The sequence below is a fragment of the Arcicella sp. BE140 genome (assembly GCF_031456255.1).
Classification (GTDB): Bacteria; Bacteroidota; Bacteroidia; order Cytophagales; family Spirosomataceae; genus Arcicella; species Arcicella aquatica.
In genome coordinates this window covers 760,884-783,901 of the sequence record NZ_JAVDUE010000001.1, presented here as the reverse complement: position 1 = coordinate 783,901, position 23,018 = coordinate 760,884, and the positions used below count along the sequence as shown (strand labels likewise).

The window sequence follows — 23,018 nt, the reverse complement described above, 5'->3', positions numbered from 1 at the left end:
AACAATCACTCAAAACATTAGACAAGCAAATCAAAGTGAAGTAACAATTCAAACAAATTTCCTGTAAAAAAAAGCCGATGATGCTACCAACATCATCGACTTAACTATCCCTAAAAGTGCTCAAGCTTTTAAACATCAATTATTCTTTTGATGCAGGGATTCTTTTGTGTCAGTCGTTCAAAACTAACAACTCAAAATTATGTCAAAAAATCGACAATTTAACAAGATTCCGATCAAGATCATGCGAATCAGTTTATTTCAAACTATTATTACCTTTCTCTGTATGTCGTTCGCTAATGCGGCCAATACACATGCACAGGAAATACTTGACCAAAAGGTAAGTATCAACATTAGTCAACAAGAAGTTGAAAAAATTCTTGAAAAAATAGAGAGCGAGGCCAACATAAAGTTTATGTATAGTCCGCAGCTAATTATGGCTAATAGAAAAGTAAGTATTGTAGCCACAAAAGAGAAACTTTCTACCGTATTAGAAGAGCTACTAAAGCCTCTAAAAATTAACTATGAGGTAGTTGGCAGAAAAATTTTACTAAAAAGAGCTACTAATAAAACATCCCCCAATAGCGAGGCTAGTAATAATTTTGGTTTGTTAGAAAATAATATAGACCAAACTATTAAAGGAAAAATAACTGATGCTGAAACCAACGAGACCATTGCAGGTGTAAGCATTGCCATCAAAGGTACTACTCAAGGAACCACGAGTGATGTTGATGGGAATTTCTCGTTGGTTGTTCCTAACGAGAAAGCTGTTTTAATCGTTACCTCTGTAGGTTATGACCTACAAGAAATAACGGTGGGCAATCGCTTTGCTATCAATATTAGTTTAGTGCCTGATACCAAAAAGCTTAATGAAGTAGTAGTGGTTGGTTATGGTACACAAAAAGTAACTAATGTTTCAGGGGCTATCTCAACCGTTAAAGGAACAGATATTGAAAAGCTTCGCCCTGTTCGTCCTGAAGATGCCTTGCAAGGTAGAGCTTCAGGTGTTACTGTGATTTCAAATGGTTCGCCTGGCTCAAAACCAACCGTATTAATCAGAGGAATTCCTTCATTTTCGGGTACGGATCCAGTAGTTATAATTGATGGTGTACCCCAAACATTGAATGATTTTAACTCCATCAATTCTGCTGATATAGAGTCGATGAATGTATTGAAGGATGCAGCCACAACAGCAATCTACGGAGTAAAAGGTGGTAATGGCGTAATAGTAGTCACTACTAAAAGCGGAGGTAGAAATCAAAAAGCGGAGATTTCATATAGTAGTAATTATGGTGTTCAGCAAGTAATGAAAACTATTGGCGTTTTAAATGCTACGGAATACGGTGCAATTTTGAATGAAGGTAGTACGGTTTCAGGTGGGGGATTGATTTTCAAAGATTTATCTACTTTGGGTGTTGGAACAGATTGGCAAAAACAAATTTTTAAAAATGCACCCTTACAGTCACATAACATTTCAGTAAAAGGCGGTAGTGATAAAGTTCAGTATTTTCTTTCAGGAGGTTACCTTGGGCAAGATGGTATTGTGGGTGGCGGAGCTAATTCAAATTTTAACCGTTTGAATTTTACCACTAACCTTACTTTCCAGATTACTCCAAAAGTGAAATTCTTGGCCAATACCAGTTATGTAAACATAAAAAACATTGGTCTTCAAGAAAACTCTTTTAATTCAATCATTGGTAGTGCTTTAAATTTTGACCCTACCGTTTCTATTTTAAATACAGTACCTAATACTGTTGGGAAATACGGTTACAGTAATTTATTATTATCCGAAATTTTTAATCCATTAACGAAACTAGATAATAACTACAATAACAGCAATGGCAATAAATTATACGGAAAGTTAGAACTACAATATGAGGTAATTAAAAATCTGACTTTGTCTTCACGTTTTGGTTACACCAATTACAACAATACATATAAGTCATTTACACCATTGGTTTTCTATGGGCCTTTGAATGTTGAAAACACGATGAATGCTGATGGTTCAACCGTTACTGGCAGACATAACAGTGTTTATGAGTCAAAAAGAACTGATAATACTTATACTATTGAAACCTTTGGTACTTATAATTTCAAAGTTAATAACGATCATAATTTCGAAACCGTGCTAGGTATATCATTCGCTAAAATAGCTGGTGATGAAATCAATGGCTCAAGACAAGATGTTCCTTTTAATTCATGGACTTTTGCCGATATTACTTCAGCAACAGGTATTAACACAGCTACTAATACCAATGCACAAACAATGGGTAATTCGCAGTATTTCAGAAAAAATCTTTCTTATTTTGGTAGAATAAACTACGACTATAAAGACAAATATCTAGTATCCTTTTCAGCTCGTCGTGATGGTTCTTATGCCTTCGGGATTGACAATAAATTTGCCAATTTCTATGCTGGTTCTTTGGGCTGGGTAATTTCCAATGAAGATTTTTTCAATATAGATTTCTTGAATTATCTAAAAATAAGAGGAAGCTATGGTTCTATAGGCAATGAAAACGTAAATCCACAATATGTAGGTATAATTTCTGGCGGACCGAGCTACGCATCAGATGCGAATAGTAATGGTTACACCTTTGGAAACACTTTTACTCCTGGGTCAACGGTTGGGTCTTATGCCAACACTACCTTGCGTTGGGAAAAACAACTACAAAGTAACGTAGGGTTTGATGTACGTTTTGGCAATAACAAGTGGTCGTTATCGGCAGATTATTTTGATAAGTCGGTAGATGGGTTATTGTTTACGCCTTCTATATCATTGTATTTAGGTGCGGCTTCGGCCCCAACTGCCAATATTGGTTCAACCAAAAGTAGTGGGGTAGATCTAAATTTTGGTTATAATGCTGAAATCATAAAGGATTTAAAAATCAATACTAATATTACCTTCACAACATCTAAAAACTTAGTAACAGCTACCAATTCAGACGGAACGGCGATTATTCCAGGTGGTTCGTATTTCAACGGTCAATCACAAACGGCTACTCGTTTCCAACAAGGCTTCGCTCCTGGTTATTTCTATGGTTTTAAAACCAATGGTCTGTTTCAGAATACATCTCAAATTGCAGAAGCACCCAAACAGTCAGGGGCTGTTCCTGGAGATATTCGCTTTGTTGACGTTAATGGCGACGGACAAATTACAGATTTAGATAAAACCCAAATTGGAAATCCTTTCCCAGATTTTACGATGGGTTGGAATTTGGGATTAAGCTATAAAAATCTAGACCTAAATGTATTTACCTATGCATCTATCGGTAATGACATCTACAGAGCTTACGAAAGGAATGCGATTTATTCAAACAAATTCAGGTCTGTATTAGGACGATGGACGGGCGAAGGCACAACCAATAATGCCAATAATCCTCGGTTTTCATTTGTGGATGCCAATAGCAATATCAGGGTATCAGACCGATATGTTGAGGATGGCTCTTTCGTAAAAATTAAAAACATTCAGATTGGCTATACGCTTCCTAATGCCATTGTACCTAAAAGAATAGTGAATAAAATACGCATTTATGCTCAAGTAAAAAATGCGTTCACTTTTACAAAATATTCTGGCTATGACCCTGAAATTCCGGGCGGTGTACTAGATACTGGTGTTGACCGTGGGACCTACCCTCAAGCCAGAACTTGGTCTGTTGGGATTGATGTAAAGTTTTAACTAAATGCATGAAGTGCAAGGCTTTAAGCAATAAGCCCCAAAATAGAAATTAGTCAAAATAAATGTTTAAGCTAACAGCATTTTGAAAAAAATAACAAAAATGAAAAACATCATTAATATTCTCTGTTTTCTTTTCATCACAATAGGTATTACCAGTTGTAGTGAATGGGTTGACTATAGTCCTAAAGACGATTATAGAGTAACTGATCAAGATTATTTAAAATCATCTACTGATTATCAAAGCATGGGCGTAAGTGTTTATACACCTATGCAATGGTTGAATCAAATAGTTCCAATTGGCGACATAGCATCTGATAATGCAGTAGCTGGCGGCGAAAATGCCTCGGATGTATTGAATTTACAAAATATAGACGATTATACTGTGACTTCTCAAAATGGAACATTGGCAGAAATTTGGAAAGCGTCATACGAGGGAATCAATCGTGCCAATTATTTATATCAGTATAAAGACAAAAATCCTGCTGGCGAAACCATAGCCTTTCCAGAAAAAGAAGCCATGTATGGTGAAGTAGCTTTTTTGCGTGCTTATTATTATTTCTCGCTCGTTAAAGTATTTGGTAATGTACCCTTATTTGTCGATAAGAAATTGGGCATTGCCGATTCAAGAGCCTTGAAACAAGCTCCAAAAGCAGATGTATATGCACAAATAGAAAAAGACTTGACCAATGCTATTGCATCATTGCCAAGTACAGACCCTAAAAATGGAAGAATAACCAAATTTGCTGCCCAAGCATTGTTAGGTAAAGTGTATCTCTATCAAAACAAGTTTGATTTAGCTGCGGGTATGTTAAAAAGCGTCATCGACGGGCCTTATTCTTTAGTACCCAACTTTGGGGATATTTTCTTGCAATCTGGCGAAAACGGTTCTGAAGCAGTTTTTGAAATTCAATATTCAAATCTTTCACCATATTATAACTGGGGTGGTGTTACTCGTGGACAAGGAAATCTAGCCGTTCAACAATGTGGTATTCGTGGTCTAACGGGGTCTAGCCCTTATGCAGCAGGCTGGAGTACTAACTTGCCTACGCAAGATTTAGCGAAAGCCTACGAAGCTGGTGATAAAAGAAAGGATGTAACCTGTTTAGATATAGAGGCTTATAAAATTGCTAATCCAAGTTTTGGCATTACTTATCAAGTAGCTCCTTATAAAAACACAGGCTTATATAACCAAAAGTATTTACCTAGAAAAGGAGAAACAAGCGGACAGATTGAACTAAATTATTTGAATAATCAACGCATTATTCGTTTGGCAGATGTGTATCTGATGTATGCCGAAGCTTTAAATCGAAAAGCTTCTCCTGATGACGTTACGGCACAGTTGTACCTTAATAAAGTGCGCCAAAGAGCATTTGGCGACAATGCCCATAACATTACTGCGACAGGAAATACCCTAAAAGAAGCCATTTGGGCAGAACGAAGACTAGAATTAGGAATGGAAGGGGATCGTTTTTTCGATTTGGTTAGGACTGGACAAGCCTCAACTAAAATAAAAGGTTTTGTGGTTGGTAAAAACGAGATATTCCCGATTCCACAAACAGAAATAGATGTTTCGGGCTTAATCCAAAATGCTGGTTATTAATCTATATGAGTGGAATAATATTCCACTTGAATTTGAAGGAACTATTTACCTTTCAACATTTCAAAATGATTTTCGATGAAAAATATATATAAATTTTTGTCCATTATAGTATTCATTTCTATAATGACAGCCTGTAAAGAAAAGATATTCGATGATATTTCTTTTCTGGAAAGTGCCTCAGCTCCTGCTAAAATGGCTGCACTTTTTGATATTACACAAGATAATACAGGGTTAGTAACCATTACGCCCAACGGCGAAGGCACATCAACCTTTTCAGTATATTTTGGTGATGGAACAAACACTCCAGCAATTGTAGAAGCAGGTAAGAGTATCCAACACAAATATGCTGAAGGTGTTTATAATGTTAAATTAATAGGAGTAGGTGTTACTGGCAAAAGTACTGAGAGTACCCATCAATTAACGGTTTCTTTCAAAGCACCTGAAAATGTTGAAGTAACAACCACCATTGAACCTGCTAATCCATTTAAAGTAAAAGTTTCGGCTAAAGCAAGTTATGAAACCCTATTTAAGGTTTATTTTGGCGACGTAACAAACGAAGTACCGCAATCTTTTTTAGAAGGCGAAACTATTAGCCATACTTACACTTCTGTCGGTAATTTTGAGATGAAAGTGGTTGCATTGAGCGGAGGAAAAGCTACTACAGAAGTAAAAAAGACTATCAACATTGTAAGCCCGATTGTATTACCGCTTGATTTTGAGACGGCTGGGCAAATCTACAAATTTTCCAATTTTGCAGGTGGTGAAGTAACCGTAGTAAACAACCCACAGGCTAGCGGTATCAATACTTCATCGAAAGTTGGCAAAATGGTTAAATATGCAGGACAAACCTATGGTGGAAGTTTTATTACCTTGGGAGGGTCAATAGATTTCTCAGTGAATAAATTTTTCTCGATGAAGGTGTTTTCTCCAAGAGTAGGTGCAAAAGTATTATTGAAAGTCGAAAATGCATCGAACGGTTCTCTGAATTTCGAAAAAGAAGTAAGCACTACCAAAGCCAATACTTGGGAAGAATTAACCTTTGATTACAGTGCTATCAATACGGCTAATAGTTACCAAAACATTGTATTGATTTTTGATAATGGTACTAATGGTGATGGTTCGAGTAATTTTACCTATTTGTTTGATGACATCAAATTGTTCAGCCCAGTGGTAATATCTCCAATCAATCTCCCAGTTACGTTTGATGAAGCCAATGTAAATTATACAGTAACTGACTTTGGGAATAATAGCACTATTGATGGCATAGATCCAACAAAGGCTGGGAATAAAGTTAAAATTACTACCAAACCATCTGGGGCAGAAACTTGGGCGGGAACTACTATCGGAACCCCAACAGGCTTTAGCTCAGCTATTAAACTTACGGCTTCTAATACTAAAATGAGTGTCAGAGTTTACTCTCCGTCAGTTGGCATTCCTATTAGGTTGAAAATTGAAGACCGCAACAATCCAAATATCTCTGTAGAAACAGAGGTACTCACAAAGTCTGCAAAAGCGTGGGAAGAATTAATTTTTGATTTTTCAAAACCTGTAGCAGGAACTAATGCGTTGAATCTTGCCAATACATATCACAAGGCTTCATTATTCTTTGACTTTGGAACAGTAGGTAACGGAAAAGTTTTTTATTGGGACGATGTACAGATTGCCACCGTTACTGAAACCAACAACACGCTTTCTATTCCATTAACTTTTGAATCGACATCATTGAAATATGACTTTGTGAATTTTGATGGAGGTAATGCCAGTGTTATCAGTAATCCACAAGTAAATGGCATCAATACTAGTGGCAAGGTCGTAAAGTTGATTAAAAATGGAGGGCAACCTTGGGGTGGAGCATTTCTTAGCTTAGATAACCCGATTGATTTTTCGAGTAAAAAAACATTCAAAATGAAAGTTTTTACACCTAAAGTAGGTACTAAGGTATTATTGAAAGTAGAAAACCTGACGGATGGTAGCGTTAGTTTTGAACAAGAATTAAGCAGCACCAAAGCCAATGCTTGGGAGGAGTTAATTTTTGATTACAGTTTAATTAATACCAGTAAGGCTTATCAAAAAGTAGTACTCATTTTTGATAATGGCACTAAAGGAGACGGCTCTGCCAATTTCACTTATTTATTCGATGACATCATCCTTTATTAATTTAAAATCAGAAATCATGATAAGCAATATAAAATCATTCATGCTCATCTTAATGGCTACTGCCATAAGTTTTAGTGCATGTAAACAAATTGAATACGCTTTTGGAGACATCGTTGCTCCTTCAAACTTAGCACTTAATACAACCATTCAAGGAGTGGATGCGAATAATCCCTTCGGCAATGGTAGCGGTGATGTTATTATCACTACCGTTGCAGATAAGGCTTTGACCTATAAAATAGATTTTGGAGATGGCAATATCCAAGTTGTTCCGTCAGGAAAAATTACTTATAAGTACAGTAATCCAGGTACAAAAGACTACACTATTACTGTCAGTGCAGTAGGTACAGGTGGTGCGACTTCAACGCTGAGTAAAAAAATAAAGGTATTTGTAACATTTGCCATCCCTACTGATATTCTTTCTGCTTTAACAAACAATGCCTCTAAAGTTTGGGTAACTGACAAAGATGCACCCGGACACGTAGGCGTTGGCCCAGTTGATGCTTTCTCACCGATTTGGTATGCAGCCGACCCTAACACACGCCCTGCGTGCTTGTACGATGATGAGATTACATTCACAAAAGATGCCAATAATAATGTAGCAATGACAGTTGATAACAAAGGACAGTCTTCTTTAATTGGAGCAGCTACAAGCTATTATGGTTTGTCGGGTGGAGATGGCTGTTATGACATCAATACAACAGGTGCTAAAAACCTTCTTTTTATGGGTGCTACCTCTACTTCAACTTCGGCTAATTCTACTCGAATCCAGTTTGTAGTTCCGGGTAATGGTATCGTAAATTTTGCTACTGGGGGTAATACCTATGAAATATTGGCTATTTCTACTAACAGTATCAGCTTAAGAAGTATCGGTGCTGATGGAAATGCTTGGTTTATGAAATTAAAACCAAAACAAAGCGAAGAACCTGTAGTAGAGAAAAAATTATTCTGGGCTGAGGAATTTGATAAAGACGGAGCACCGAACCCTGCCGTTTGGGGCTATGATATAGGCAATGGTGATAATGGCTGGGGAAATTCAGAAAAAGAGTTTTATACTAATCGACCAGAAAATATCATTATTAAAGATGGTATCTTAAAAATTACTGCCCAAAAAGAAAGTTATAGTGGTTTTAATTATACCTCAAGCAGAATACAATCCATGAATAAATTCTCATTTACTTATGGTAGAGTAGATATTAGAGCTAAATTACCGAGTGGCGGTGGTACTTGGCCAGCACTATGGATGTTGGGCAGCAATATCCAAACAGTTGGTTGGCCAGCATGTGGTGAGATTGATATTATGGAAAACAAAGGCAATGAGCCTAACAAGATTTATGGTACCATGCACCATCCTAATCATTCAGGTGCTAATGGTGATAGTGGAAATACCACCATTACCAATCCATCTACCGAATTTCATATATATTCAGTAGATTGGTCAGCTAGTACCATAAAAATGTATGTTGATAATAAACTTTATTACACTTTCAATAACAATAGTAGCTTGCCATTTAACAAAGACTTCTTTTTAATCTTAAACGTAGCTATGGGTGGCAATTTTGGTGGAGCCATTGACCCCAACTTTGTTTCTTCAAGTATGGAAGTAGATTATATTAGGGTTTACAAATAAGTGTTTTACCCCAAAGGATAGTTCTAAAAGCCTGTCCTTTGGGGTATTATTCAAAATAGTATTTCAAATCAAGTATCTAAAAACATTGAATATTTTTTGGTATCCTTTTGAAAACCATTACCTTTGCAATCATCTGATGATATGATGTATAGTAATATGAGCTTAATCAATAAAAAAACATTAGCAGAAGAAGTAGCAGACAGGCTAATTGAGCAAATTTTTTTGGGTAATTATAAAATTGGAGATAAACTCCCGATTGAGTCCGAATTAATGAAAATCTTTGGTGTCGGGCGTTCTAGCATTCGGGAAGCTATTAAAATTTTATCTATCCAAGGCCTATTAGCTGTTCAGCAAGGCGTTGGCACATTTGTGGCATCCGATAAAATTCAAGAGTCGCTCAATGACCAAATGGGTCGTGCAGAAATAGCTGATGTAATTGAGGTACGCTCATTGTTAGAAGTAAAGATTGCAGAAAAGGCGGCCTTGAATCGTACAGCTACTCAGTTAAAAACAAGTAAGCAATGGTTAAGTCTTAGAAAAAAGTTTGCAGCAGAAAATGATGTTCAAAATTGCATTCATGCAGATGTAAATTTTCATATTTCTATCGCTGAGGCTTGTGGGAATCCAATTCTAACTGAGATTTATAAAACAGCGAGTATTCAAGTGACGAAATCGTTTGTAAGTAGCAATCTGAATACCGATAGCTTCAAAGAATCACATTCATTACACGAAGACTTATTACAGTGGATTGAACTCCAGAATCCAGAAAAAGCAGCCTCCGCTGCCAACAGTATAATATCAAGATTATAATTTTCCCCTTTATTAATAATTGTCTTAAATTTTGCTCAAATTCATCTGATGATATGATGAACTAAACTTTAATACCAATGAATAGTACACTAACAAAAACAGCCTCCCCTGCCACCAAACAAATCGTTTATCAGATATTGTTTGCCATCAGCTTTACTCATTTTTTAAATGACCTTATTCAATCAACCATTCCTTCGTTATATCCTATTTTAAAAGGAGAATTCAAACTTACGTTTGCCCAGATAGGTGTTATTACATTGGTTTTTCAGCTTACGGCTTCTATCCTACAACCTTTTGTGGGGATTTACACCGATAAAAAGCCTAATCCAAAGTCATTAGCCATAGGCATGACACTTTCATTAATAGGTTTGGTTTGTCTGGCTTTTGCCAACCATTATTATCTGATTCTACTATCGGTTAGTTTTATAGGTATGGGTTCATCTGTTTTTCACCCTGAGGCATCGCGTGTGGCACAATTGGCTTCGGGTGGTCAGAAAGGATTGGCACAATCTATTTTCCAAGTTGGTGGTAATGCTGGTAGTGCGGTAGGGCCATTATTAGTAGCATTAATTATTCTCCCGTTAGGGCAAAACTATGTTAGTCTTTTTGCCATTGCAGCCTTTATCGGGATTCTTGTATTGTTACGTATCGGAAAATGGTATGGAGAGAAAATTGCTACCAGAAAAACAATTACCAAGGATAATTCATCAATAGTAGTCTCAGAATTGCCTCGTAAAAAAGTAATATTTTCTATCGTTGTTTTATTGGCACTGGTATTTTCTAAATATATCTATTTAGCATCAATGACCAATTATTTCACCTTCTTCTTAATAGATAAATTCCATATCTCTGTAAAAGAGTCTCAATTATACCTTTTCATGTTTCTTGGTGCTGTTGCCATCGGAACTGTATTAGGGGGCGGATTGGGTGACCGTTATGGTAGAAAGAAAATCATCTGGGTCTCTATATTAGGTGCCGCTCCGTTTACGCTTTTCTTACCTTATTTATCGTTGTTCTGGACGATTGCTTTTGCAGTAATCATCGGACTAATCATTGCCTCTGCTTTTACTGCAATCTTAGTATATGCTACCGACTTGATGCCTGATAAAATTGGTTTAGTAGCGGGACTATTCTTTGGGTTTTCTTTTGGCATGGGCGGAATTGGCTCAGCAGTATTAGGGGCTTTGGCAGACTCTACGAGTATTGCCTATATCTTTAAAATTTGTGCATTTCTACCGTTAATGGGCATTATTACTAGCTTATTACCGAATCAAAAACCACGTGTAAAATAAAGAAAACAATGCCAAATATTATTCTTAGAAAAACCTCATCCTGAACCTCTCTCCTTCAGAGCTACGGTTGATGTCATTCATAGAATAATATTTGGTTATGAAAACTTTTCGGACAGTCCCACTTTTTTATGATTTTACTATTTAGGTTAAGCCATCTCTAATTATTCAACCCTTACCTTAATTTCTTATAAAAACTATCAAAGGTATTGTTGGTAATACTCCAGTCTGGGGCTTTAATTTTTCCCCATGCTTTGGGGTTATCGTACAAATTAAAGTAACTCATCCCAAATACTTGCTTATTGGCATTAATGGTTTGGGCTGCTTCATTCATCCACTCGGTTTGGAAATCTTCAGGGCCTTTTACGCCAAATTCTGTGATAAAGATAGGCTTATTCAAAAATCGCATTCTATAGTTTTTGCGTTTGAAAATAGCCTCAAAACGTTCTTGTTTGTTATGGTCGGTGATATTCTTATCGGGTAAACCATAAATGGCAAAACTAATATAGTCAACCACATCATTACCCGGCCACCAATCTACCGAGCCCCTATCCCCTGCTGGCCCCCAAACTTTGCGGATGTTTTTAGCAGGTTTTTTATTAAACAACATAAAGTATCGGTAAGCATTAATATATTCTACTGGCTTTTGGGATTGCCATAAATAGCGGTGAATAGGTATTTCCATTTCGTGTAGCCAACGCAAATAAACCGTTTGCTCGGTCTTAGTGATGATAGCATAAAGCTTTGCTATCTCTTTATCATAACGTCCATTGGTTATGTTGGTCAGTACCTTGTTATCAACCATGCCTGTGGTATCCCGCCAAGGCTCCATCGTCACTATTACATCATGGTGCCTCGCTAGCACTTGCTTGAACTCAATTTCAAATTTACCCGACTGTAGTTCACCCAAATCTACAAAAAGATGTTCTGCCTTAATGCTGGTATCGGTCAGTAAGCGTTCTTTAGGGTCGTAAATACCTAGCAGGGGTTTACCCACTCTCAGAGGTTTATTACCCGAAATCTCAAAATTATCGGTTGAATACACTGTGTTTTTATACTTTTCGATATTGGTGGCAGCTTGGCTTATCCATTCTTGACGAAAGTTCGCCTTATCGATTTTATCAGAACCCAGTATCAAAACAGGCTTATTAATAAACCTCATACGATGCAGTTTTTGTGTCATCGTATCATACCCATCGAATACTATGGTATCGGTAGTATAGTTTTGATAGCTATCATCCAAAGTCAGGCTTACAAAATCTACGTTGGGGTCTCCTACCCAATACTCAGTATCGCCTGGATAGCCCGATGGTCCCCATACAATTTTTACCTTAGGTGCGTATCGTTTAATCTGCTTGGCAAAGTAATTAAAGGCATTAATATAGGCCTCTGGCGATTGAAACTGCCAAGGGTATTGATACACTGGCAACTCCATATTGGGGTTCCAGCGGATGAATATTATTTGCTGATACTTTGATAAGACATGACCAAGCTTTTCAATTTTATCATCATACTTGCCTCCGCTTGTTTCGTCTATTACATTATCGGCAACATGGGTAGTAATGCTATTTTTTGACCATGTTTCTATTGTTAACAAAAGGGGGTTGCCTTTGTTTAATTGAAGTTCCAGTGCATTGGCATCAAACCAGACAGTAGAATTTTTCCAAGTTATGGTATAATGTTGAATGTTGTCAATATTCAAAATACTTGCTTGGTGAAACCTGTCATAAACCCCCAATACGGGTTCGTAATGCCTATCGCTTAGTTCATCAATCAATATGGACTTTAAATAAGGTTTGGCAAATATAAACCCCACAAAAAACAATAGGACAATGAGTATAGTACTATATAAATATTGGGTTCTCTTTTTAATCACAGCTATATTTATTGAGTGAATGAGTGATTAGTCCACCGTCTCGGTAGCATTTCAAATTACTAGTTATTAATTGTTTACGATGTTAACTTTCTAAAAACTCAAGGCAACCTATTTTAGGCAATGACAAAGGACAACTCACAACTCATCACTATACAAAGGAAGGTTCAATACAGACTGTGTCGTGGTGATGTTATTTTTGCTAAAGCCCGTTAGGTACAACCTATAGGAAGAAACATCTTCTGGAATGATAACATTGATGGATGTACCCTCGCCTAACTTTTTAATGAAAATCGCTTCCCCTAAACTATTATTTTTAACTAAGTACCACCTAAATTTCATCCCTGTATTATTGTTTTCTGCTATTTGCCATCTTCTATCTTTTAAAAACAAAGCATAGTAGGGCAAAGAATGGTTAGGCACGGTGGTCATGGCAGGACGCAAAATTTTAATTGGGGGCAAATCGTTTGGTCTAATGTTGCCATGCCATCTTTTAGCTAATTGATAAAGCTCTGGTTTGTTTTTACCTTCTACATCCCTTAACCCACTAAAGTTTACCGAGGTAGTATTTTGATGATCTTGCCATTTTTGGATGAACCCTCCGACATGATTATTTTTGGGTAAACGTAGGTAAGCTTTGATATGAATATTACTGTAAAAATAAGGAATTTTCAAGTTATTAATTAGCTTTATATCAGGCGATTTGTCTGGAATTATCAGTCCATAAGTATCTATTTCTGGTACATAATAATGTAACATTCCTATTACTTCTTCAAGGTTTTTTGCCATTAAAATATCCATCGAAATTAATCTTTTCCCATCAATGGCTTTGATTTTTGTAACCAAACTCCTTATCCATTTAAAATAGGCTTGCTGTTGATAAAACAATGCTGGTTTATAATAAGCCTTATCTAGTTTTTGGAGGGTAGTATTGCCTATATGCCAAGCCTTTATGGTTGTATTATTTCGATTTTGTTTTACAAAGGTTAATATCGAGTTTGTAAGCGATACTAACTGTTTTTTATCACTACTAAAATTGATATTATCAGGTATCCAAAATCCATAGGTAATTTTTAAATCATACTGTGCTGCTACTTCAAATGTTATTCTATCATAAACATTTGGTCCATAACATTTGATTGTATTTATGCCACTTTGTTTTATATCACCAAAGTCTTCTATAATCGTTTTTTTGGTTAGTGGCGTAATATTTTTGTACCAATTTTGGGCTTTGGTATAATTAACCCCCTGTAGATTCAAAAACATTTTACTACTGTCTATTTTAGCAATATTTTCGACTTTGGAATAGTATATAGTATCTGTATTAATTATGTCTATAGGTTTGTGGTACTGTTTGATAACTGCCGAAACATTGGATGGGTTACGGATTGTCCAATCTATTTTACCCATACTGCCGTCGGGGATATTCTCATCCACGGCTGAATTAAAAAGCACAAGGGCTTTTACCTCTGGGAACTTATTTTTAATATTTTTAATGCCTTCATTCAACCATTTGTCTTGATGCTTATCTTTTTTTAAGGACCCCATTTCGGCAATCATAATTGGAATACCTGTTTTAAAAACTCGATTTTGATGATAAGGGCGATATAGTTGCTCTAAAGAATATGATTTTTTGTCATCACTATACTCAGCAAAGTTTAGCCCTGTTACGCCTATCCAATCTACATTTTCTTTGCCCGGAAAATATTCATTTATCGCCGCGGGTTTCCATGGATTCCATACCCAAACTACATTATATACATTGTTTTTGATAAATGCTTTTCGTAAATACATCCAAGCGGCTTTAAATTCTAAGGGAGTATTATTCCCTGTTTTCGACCAAGGATAAAATGGGTTATCGACTTCGTGTGCAAATCGCAAGAACACTGGTCGATTCAGGGCCTTTAAGTCTAAAGCAAAACGCTTAATATAATCATCATATTTACCATGTGTAATATTCAAGAAAACCTTTTTGTCATTAAAAGTTTTTGCTTTTGTAGAGGCAAGTGAATCCTCAAAAAGTATTTGCCATGGTTCCCAAGTAATCATTGGGATAGAGTTGTTTTGATAGACAGACTTTAAGGTTGAAGTAGGTATAAAACACCTTTTGGCATTGCCCCATGAAATATAGAATGATACTATATCAACATGGTATTTGGCTTCTGCTTGAAAAGCCTTCACAAGTGCCATTGAAGATAACCCCTCTGAAGTTTGTGGACTAAAAATTCCTGTTAAAAAAATATCTTTCTTGTGGGGCATTTGTTGCTGAAGAGTTTCCCCAAAAGGATTGAATTGCTTAAAATAAAAACAACTAAAAATACCCATTATCAAGATTAATAATCCATAGTTATTAATTCGCTTATAAACCCTACGCCTGAATACCCAAAATACAGATTTCACCTCTGCTACTGCATTAAGTGGATAATCAATACTTGGATGAGACTTTCTGTACTTCCTTATTTTTAACTGTTCACTAGCCAACAGAACGAAAGATAGAGAAATACAATTGATGCAAGCAATGCCTACCATCATAAAAGTAAACGGATTCCAATCATAATATAAGCCATAAGCTATTGCCGTTAACGACAAGATTAAGACAACAATATTAGGAAGGTTGATGATTAGGTTCTTTTCGTTGATAGCTTCTTTGGGGGTAGGAATATAGGGTACTTTTTTCCTGATGATTGTATAAAATATCCCAACTATAAATACCCACCAAGTACCTATAAGTAATAGTCCGCCCACAATATGAAAACCCCGCTCTTTATCTTCCATTACCCATTGCTGTACATAGTGCCTGATGATGACGATAGAAATTACAAAAGGAAGGGCATCAAATAAAAATGTTCCTAAATCAAGCTGAAGTGGATATGTATCACCAAACAGCGATATAATGGGTATTACAAAGTTGAGAAAATAGATAATACCTGATAAATAATGAAAAGGCAAAATACCATAATGTAGTTTCTGACGCCAATTGAATTTTGAAAAAAGGCTGATGTAGGAGGTAACTAATAATTCAAAGACTCCTCTCGACCATTTTAATTGTTGTTTGTAATAGGCCGACAATGTGGCTGGCACAAGCCCTCTGGCTAATATGGCAGGCACATAAACCGATTTCCAACCTTTGGCATGTAGCTGCATGGCTGTGTGCATATCTTCGGCTAGACCAGCGGCATGTCCTCCGATAGACTCTAGGGCTGTTCTTCTAAAAGTACAATTAGCCCCAATTGCCTGAACAGTGCCATAGCTGTTCATGGTCATCATCATAGGACCATAAAACTGGTAGGTTTGTTCGGCTGCCCCTTTGGCAACTAAACTTTGGTGGTGATTGGCATAGGCCTGAACAATCTGGACATACCCAATTGTTGGGTCATTGAAATGATTAACAATGGGATCAAGGAATTCAGGAAATGGAACATGGTCGGGGTCTAGCACAACACAAAGTTCGCCCGTTGACTGCTTTAAGGCATTGTTGATATTGCCTGCTTTGGCATTGATTTTTTCGGTTCTTGTAATATGGTTTACCCCAAGGTTTTTACATACCTCTTTTAAGTATGGGTCGTCGGCTTCATCACATAAATAGGTTTGATGGGGGTATGTAATAGCCTGAACTGCCGTAAGGGTTTCTACAATCATATCGTAGGGTTCGCCCTCACAAAATGTTGTAAAAATATCTACTGTATAGGTTTTCTCGGTAGGGTATGTCGGAGGGACAGAAATAAAAAGATAATGATACCATTCATAGATAATCTTTAAACAAGTAAAGATTAAAGTAATCATCAAAAACCAATACAAAGTAATATTAGCAATAATAGATTTATCGAATAAGGTCCAAAGAAAATACACCATACTACCAAGCCCTATGCTTATCATAATGCGTAGGGTAAGTAGTTGTTTTTTGTTGGGTGGAGGTATGATTTTGGGGGTTTCCATCATTTATTATCTACTACATAAAAGGGAGTGTTACAAGTAGCAAAATTTCCATGTTTATCATATACTGAAACATAAATACGATAAGGACCTTCTTTAGGAGGGGTTCTGAAAACCACTGTTGTTTTGCTTTGTTTAATGAATACGTTTTCGATAGGCTTTACTTTTTTAGTACTATAAATATCGTTTACTTGAAACCAGTCTTCTGGCAACACCTGCCATTGGTAAGTTAGTCCTGTAGTATCTGCCTTATCCATCAACAATAATTTAGCAGTAGCCTTGGCATTGGGTTGATAGATTAAATTATCCCTTGCTCCTTTTCCATCTACTACCATATAGCGTATTTGCGGGGCTTTGTGTGTTGGGTATGTTGACGTCCATATATATTGCATAGTGCCAACGGCTTCAGATGATGCCCCATTTTCATCAAAAAGACTAAACCAAGTAGGAGTATTTTCTTGTTTATGTCCCCAATAAAAAACTAACGAGCCTAATAGTCTCGGATTTTCAACAGGCATATCATGACGATATATCCAGAGGTATTGTTCTGCTTTTTTTGTACTTGTGTTTTCAATAAAGGCTCTCCAAGCGGTATGCTCGTGAGGGTACCATGGCCCATCAATTCCCCATTCGGTTATCAAAAATGGGCCATCCCACAGCCATTCAAAATCTTCTAAATCTTTCCTCAAGTCTTTTAGTTTGCCAAAGATGTTAAAGGATATAAAATCAATATTAGTCCTAAATTTGATATGGAAGATATTTTTACGTTGGAAATTAGTTATGGTAGTAGTCACCAAATGATTAGGGTCATTTTGATGAATCATATCTACTAGATTATTGAATACCCTATAAAATGACAAGAATCGAGGTTTGTTCGGAAACGCCAATTCGTTACCCAAACACCAGCATAATAATGAAGGGTGATTTTTGTATTTATTAATAAAACTGGAATAACGTTTATATTGCGTAGCAATTAATTCATCATTTTTATAAAACCAATCTCCATCATTGTTCATGGGCATTGGCAAACCTACAACTACAGCAATGTCATAGATTTTAGCTTCGTCTAATATTGCTTGCAGATGAGTCGTATCCCAAGTTCTGATAGTATTTCCCCCAGCTTCTTTTAGTTTCTTTAGGTTCGTAAATCCGGCAGCCCCCTTAATAAAAAAAGGTTTGCCGTTTCTGTACAAAGTATATTGCTTTTTTTCATATTTAATATGTACAGTTTTGTGCGAATTATCAGGGGTTTCTTTTCCGCAACCTAATAATATGATTGAAAGGTAGGATGTAAAAATACTAGCTATAATAGTTTTGAGTCTATTTTTCACTGAGTTTATTTTTTAAGATAATAAAGCATTTAAGTTGCCATAAAATTAATGACTTTACTTACAATTGAATAATGATGGTGCAAAAAAGCCTTTATTTAATACCTTTCTAAATTAAGGCATCAAATAAAGGCTTTTAATAAATACTTTAATATCTCAACACCACTCTTTCTTAACTATATTGATACGGAAAGATTAATGTAAATGTTGTCCCTTTTCCTTCTTCACTTTCAAAACTGATTGTCCCGCCCAATTTATTGGTAAATTCTTTGGTAATATTCAGCCCCAAACCTGTACCTTCTATTGCCAATACATTATTGGCTCTGAAAAATATCTCAAACAAATGTTGTTGGTCTTCCAAAGGAATACCGATGCCATAATCTTTGACAATTATGCTAAAATTATGCTCGTTAAAATTCAATGTCAGACTAGGGTTTGCCCCTCCTTCTGAATATTTAAAGGCATTATCAACCAAATTATGAATCACATGATTTAACAACGAGGCATCCGAATAAATCGCTTTGCTCACTAACGGTAGCGACAATTCAAGTTTCCGTAGGTCACTCCTATCTAAAAAATATTGTGAGTTGATTTCATTTACTAATGCTACGATATCAATATTCTCTAATTCTAAATTGAGTTTATCATTCGCTGTTCTTTCTAATAAAAGAACATCTTTCAGCATCTCGGTCAAACGATTAGACTGGAGTGTTACCCGATTAAGATGATGCTGTATTTTCTCTTTAATATCAATATTATTAAGCATATTAGTATAAATACCCAAAATATCAATACTGGTAACGATGGTCGCAAGGGGTGTTCTAAATTCGTGTGAAGCAAAAGAAATAAAGCGTGATTTTAGCAGATTGATTTCTTTTTCCTTCTCTAACGAAAGTTCTAATTGGCGAAGGTGTTTTTTTGCTTCCTCAGCATTTTTTCTTTCCGTAATATCGATTAGAATGCCATTAAAAACAATTTTTTGACCAATCGCTGTAGGGCTGGATATACCTTCAAACCATTTAATTTCATTCTTTGCATTCAGAATTCTTCCTTCAAAATGCCAATCAGATTTGGTTTGAATAGCGGCATAAATAGAATTTAAAAAAGCTTTTTTATCTTCATAATAAATATGTTTTGATAAATCTAATTCGTTAACATCAAAGTCAATCCCAAAAATATCAGCCATTTTAGAGCTTAAGTAAGGAAAATATGTTGACCCATCTGCTTCTACACAAAACTGATAAACAACCCCTGGAACACTCTTGGCTAGGGTTTTAAACATCAATTCGCTTTCCCGCAATTGCTCTTCTACTAATTTTAATTCGGTGATGTTAATGCTTATACCTATCAATCTATCAATTTCACCATCCTCGTTAACTAACGGAATCTTTGATAACAAATACCATACTCTTTTCTTACTAGGGTCATCAATCAAGGTTTCTTTGTTGATGATAGGTTTTCCTGTTTTGAATACTGTTTGGTCTTCCGCTATGAATGTTTTAGCATATTCTTCTGTAAAGGTTTCATAATCATTTTTGCCTAGCCCTTCTTTTTCTTCCTTAAACCCTAAATATTCAAGCTCTGCTTTATTAATTAAAGTTTTTCTTGATGCTAAATCTTTTACATATACGTTCAAAGGTAAATTATCAACAATGGTTCTCAGTAAATATCGTTCGCTTTTCAGCAATTGCTCTGCTTTCTTTCTTTCAGTAATATCCCTAAAATTCATGACAATCCCATTTATAGAGGGTTCTGCCAATTGATTATTAAATTGGGTTTCAATACACAACAATTCTCCATTAGGTTTTGTGTATCTAAAACTTGAAGTCGGACTGTAATTTGGATTACTATATACTTTTTGAAAAATAGCACCAAGTTCTTTCACATCATCTGGATGAATTAACTCTCTATTGTACTCTTCAAGCGTAGTAATGCCAAATATTTTTCTACCACCTGGGCTAATATCAACAATCTGGTTATCTGTATCTACAATGGCTATTCCCTCTAAGCTATTTTCAATCAAGGCTTTGAAACGCTTTTCCTTTTCTATAATATCTCGTTCGGCTTGCTTTTTTTCTGTAACATCCTGTGAAGTAATTCTAATTTGACGTGCTTTGCCGTTCTCATCTCTAATCAGTTTGGCATTCATAACGATATACTTAGTTGTACAATCTGCCATACTGAGACGAAAATCAAAGTTCAAGTATTTATCCTCACTCATCATTAATTCATGTTGCTTTATAAGCTTGTCCTTATCCTCTTCATGAACATAAGTGAGTGCTTCATCAAGAGTCAGCGGTGGTTGGTCAGGCACTATCTCGAAGATATTATACATCTCTTCTGACCAATGGCTACTTTTATCAATTAAATCAATTTCCCAATAGCCTAATCTAGCAATACTTTGGGCTGCTAATAATTGTTCATAAGTTTTTTGAAGCGCAAATTCATTAAGCTTTCTTTCTGTGATATCCTTACCATAACAAGCAGTTCCAATAATTTCATCATTAATTTTTATAGGGTAAAATGAAACTTCTCGCCATAAGTTCGTTAGATATGCGATATTATATTGTTCTGTAAAAGTTTCTCCTTTCAACGCCCTCTCATAATAAGCAGTATAAAGTGCTAGATGGGCTGGCATAGCCTGAAGCGTATCTAAAACGTTTTTTCCGGGATAAATACTTTCACCAGAATAATCAAATATTAGTTTTTCAAAGGCCGCGTTGTATGATATTAAACAAAATGAAGTATCTACGCTCCATACAATTTCAGAGGTATTATCAATTAAGGATTTTAAATTTTTAGCATCAAATTCTTTTTGCTTTCTGGCAATTACTTGCTCATTAATATCTCTAAAATTCAATAAAACAGCTTGTATTGCATGATTACTTTGTAGGTTATGAATAGTGACTTCAAGCCAGTTTTCAGTATCATCAGTTGATATAATACGACACTCTACTTTCTTAGATTCCGTTGGATTTGCAATAGAATCGATAAAAGCTGTTGCCAATAATTGTCTATCTTCAGTATTTATTCTGATATTATTTTTGATAAAGTCAGTACTCACATCGCTTGAAAAACCTAAAATCTTTTTACCCATCGGACTAATTTCAAGAAACGTTGCATCACTATCTAGCAAGGCATAGCCTTCATGACAGTTTTCGATAATTGAAAAAAACCTATTTTCTTTTAGCTTCAAAAGCTCCTCATTAGCTTTAAGAAGGGTAATATCTTTAAAATAACCATGCCAAATTATTAAACCATTGTCATTAATTTCTGGGCTAGCAAATACTTGTATCCATTTAAAATGAATATCATCATGGCATATTCTAAATTCATAAAACCAGTCATTAAGTTCTTTCTGTGAGGTTTGTAAAGAGGTGAAAAAGCCCTCATAATCATCATTGATGATAGATTGAAAGTATGTTGAAGGATTATTCTGAAAAATATGTTTATCAACATTGAAAAATATTTTTTCAATTACCTTATTAACATAAGGGAAGGATATGTTTCCTTCGGATGATAGCACTAGTTGAAACATAGCTACCAGCAAATTATTATTTATATTTTCAACATTTTGGCGGGTTCTTGGTTCACTCTCCAATGTATTCATGAATACTTTATTATTATAATATACAAACGTCTTTTATTGCCAGTAAAGTTATTACTGACAACTAAGTGGTTATAATCAAAGATTATACCATCTTTAATACCTACATAACTTACATGAAATATTGTTTAATTTGTGATAATAACAATAAAAAAAACGGCAATATTTTACTGATAATTTATTAGTGCAATAAATCAACTCTGAGTGAGCTATGTTTTTTTTTAATTTTTAAAAACGAAGAAGTTTTTTGTATCACTTTCAATCCAATAACAATAAGTAATACAAGTTTGAAGAGCAGACAACTAAGCTGTAAAAGCTAAGAGATAGAAGCATTATAAGGTGGTGTAGAACTATTTATTAATTGAATTTATGCTATAAAATTCAAACTATAATTCATTTTTTAGTTTACGGTCGTAAAAATTAAAATAATACAAACGCACATTAATTAAGTTTAATTTTTATCCTATGTTAATGATTATAAAAATAGGCTATTTCCGATATTTTATAAAAATACAAGAGATAGCCTATTTAAAGCAATTAAATTTAATCAATTACTGAATCATTCTTTTTAGCCGTATCACTAGCCATTTGCTGGTCTTTTACTACCGCCTTGGTAAAAGGCATTTTAGCATTTTGCCATGTCAAATACTCTTCTTTTGGCTGATTTCTGATAATGCTCAATCCTTTTTCAGCAGTGTTTGATCCTAGTTGTTTATAATTTCTGTTTAGAACCACATTGTCGCTGATAGGAAACGTTTTTTTATTTTTTTTAGCTGCCGCAGCCGCTTTATTTGGATGTTTGTAATTGTGTGTGCTATACCCAGGATCACCTGCCGGAATCTCCTGAGCGAACGAACCATAACTTGCTAATGTTAACAAGGTCGCCCAAAAAACTTTTGTTTTCATGATGTTATGTGATTTAAGTTTGTATGTTTTGTTTCAGAATTTATTCTCCTTGAACAATTGAGTATAAATAACCAATATACATTTCAATGACTGAATACCTTAGAAAATTGTATTATTTATACCCAAGACTCTCTCGTCTTTTTATTCTAAACGTAAGATGCACACAAAAATTTTGACAAACAAATGAGCCATTTTAAGCAAGATGAGTTGATTTT

General features: G+C 35.4%; 11 protein-coding genes. 6 read left to right on the top strand and 5 right to left on the bottom strand.

Annotated features, from left to right (window positions below):
• The first annotated feature begins 241 nt into the window (after positions 1–241).
• The 6 genes from J2Y60_RS03185 (at position 242) to J2Y60_RS03160 (ending at position 11,159) form a co-directional block, all read left to right on the top strand.
• The gene (locus J2Y60_RS03185; protein WP_309911965.1) at positions 242–3,673 is read left to right on the top strand and encodes a TonB-dependent receptor; all 3,432 of its coding nucleotides are present in this window, start codon (positions 242–244) and stop codon (positions 3,671–3,673) included.
• A 100-nt stretch (positions 3,674–3,773) separates the two neighbouring features.
• The gene (locus tag J2Y60_RS03180) at positions 3,774–5,273 is read left to right on the top strand and encodes a RagB/SusD family nutrient uptake outer membrane protein (protein ID WP_309911966.1); all 1,500 of its coding nucleotides are present in this window, start codon (positions 3,774–3,776) and stop codon (positions 5,271–5,273) included.
• A 123-nt stretch (positions 5,274–5,396) separates the two neighbouring features.
• On the top strand, positions 5,397–7,430 hold the full coding sequence (locus J2Y60_RS03175; RefSeq protein WP_309911967.1) for a hypothetical protein: 2,034 nt from the start codon (positions 5,397–5,399) through the stop codon (positions 7,428–7,430).
• A gap of 16 nt (positions 7,431–7,446) precedes the next feature.
• A complete protein-coding gene (locus tag J2Y60_RS03170) occupies positions 7,447–9,057 on the top strand; it encodes a family 16 glycosylhydrolase (protein WP_309911968.1) in 1,611 nt (536 codons plus the stop codon).
• Between the two features lie 123 nt (positions 9,058–9,180).
• Complete coding sequence (locus tag J2Y60_RS03165; RefSeq protein ID WP_309994538.1) at positions 9,181–9,867, top strand: FadR/GntR family transcriptional regulator; 687 nt, start codon at positions 9,181–9,183, stop codon at positions 9,865–9,867.
• Positions 9,868–9,944: 77 nt separating this feature from the next.
• Positions 9,945–11,159 (top strand): MFS transporter, encoded by a 1,215-nt coding sequence (locus J2Y60_RS03160; protein ID WP_309911970.1) that lies wholly within the window; start codon positions 9,945–9,947, stop codon positions 11,157–11,159.
• 172 nt (positions 11,160–11,331) lie between these two features.
• Here J2Y60_RS03160 and J2Y60_RS03155 read toward each other — a convergent pair whose 3' ends face one another.
• From J2Y60_RS03155 to J2Y60_RS03135, 5 genes are all read right to left on the bottom strand, one after another.
• Positions 11,332–13,032 (bottom strand): hypothetical protein, encoded by a 1,701-nt coding sequence (locus tag J2Y60_RS03155; RefSeq protein WP_309911971.1) that lies wholly within the window; start codon positions 13,030–13,032, stop codon positions 11,332–11,334.
• A 135-nt stretch (positions 13,033–13,167) separates the two neighbouring features.
• Complete coding sequence (locus J2Y60_RS03150) at positions 13,168–16,968, bottom strand: glycosyltransferase family 2 protein (RefSeq protein WP_309911972.1); 3,801 nt, start codon at positions 16,966–16,968, stop codon at positions 13,168–13,170.
• Positions 16,965–18,293: a glycoside hydrolase family 2 TIM barrel-domain containing protein gene (locus J2Y60_RS03145; protein WP_309911973.1), complete on the bottom strand. Its 1,329-nt coding sequence runs from the start codon at positions 18,291–18,293 to the stop codon at positions 16,965–16,967. Before J2Y60_RS03145 ends, J2Y60_RS03150 begins: the two co-directional genes overlap by 4 nt.
• A gap of 169 nt (positions 18,294–18,462) precedes the next feature.
• The gene (locus J2Y60_RS03140) at positions 18,463–21,900 is read right to left on the bottom strand and encodes a PAS domain S-box protein (protein ID WP_309911974.1); all 3,438 of its coding nucleotides are present in this window, start codon (positions 21,898–21,900) and stop codon (positions 18,463–18,465) included.
• Positions 21,901–22,440: 540 nt separating this feature from the next.
• Complete coding sequence (locus J2Y60_RS03135; protein ID WP_309911975.1) at positions 22,441–22,803, bottom strand: hypothetical protein; 363 nt, start codon at positions 22,801–22,803, stop codon at positions 22,441–22,443.
• Between the last annotated feature and the right edge of the window lie 215 nt (positions 22,804–23,018).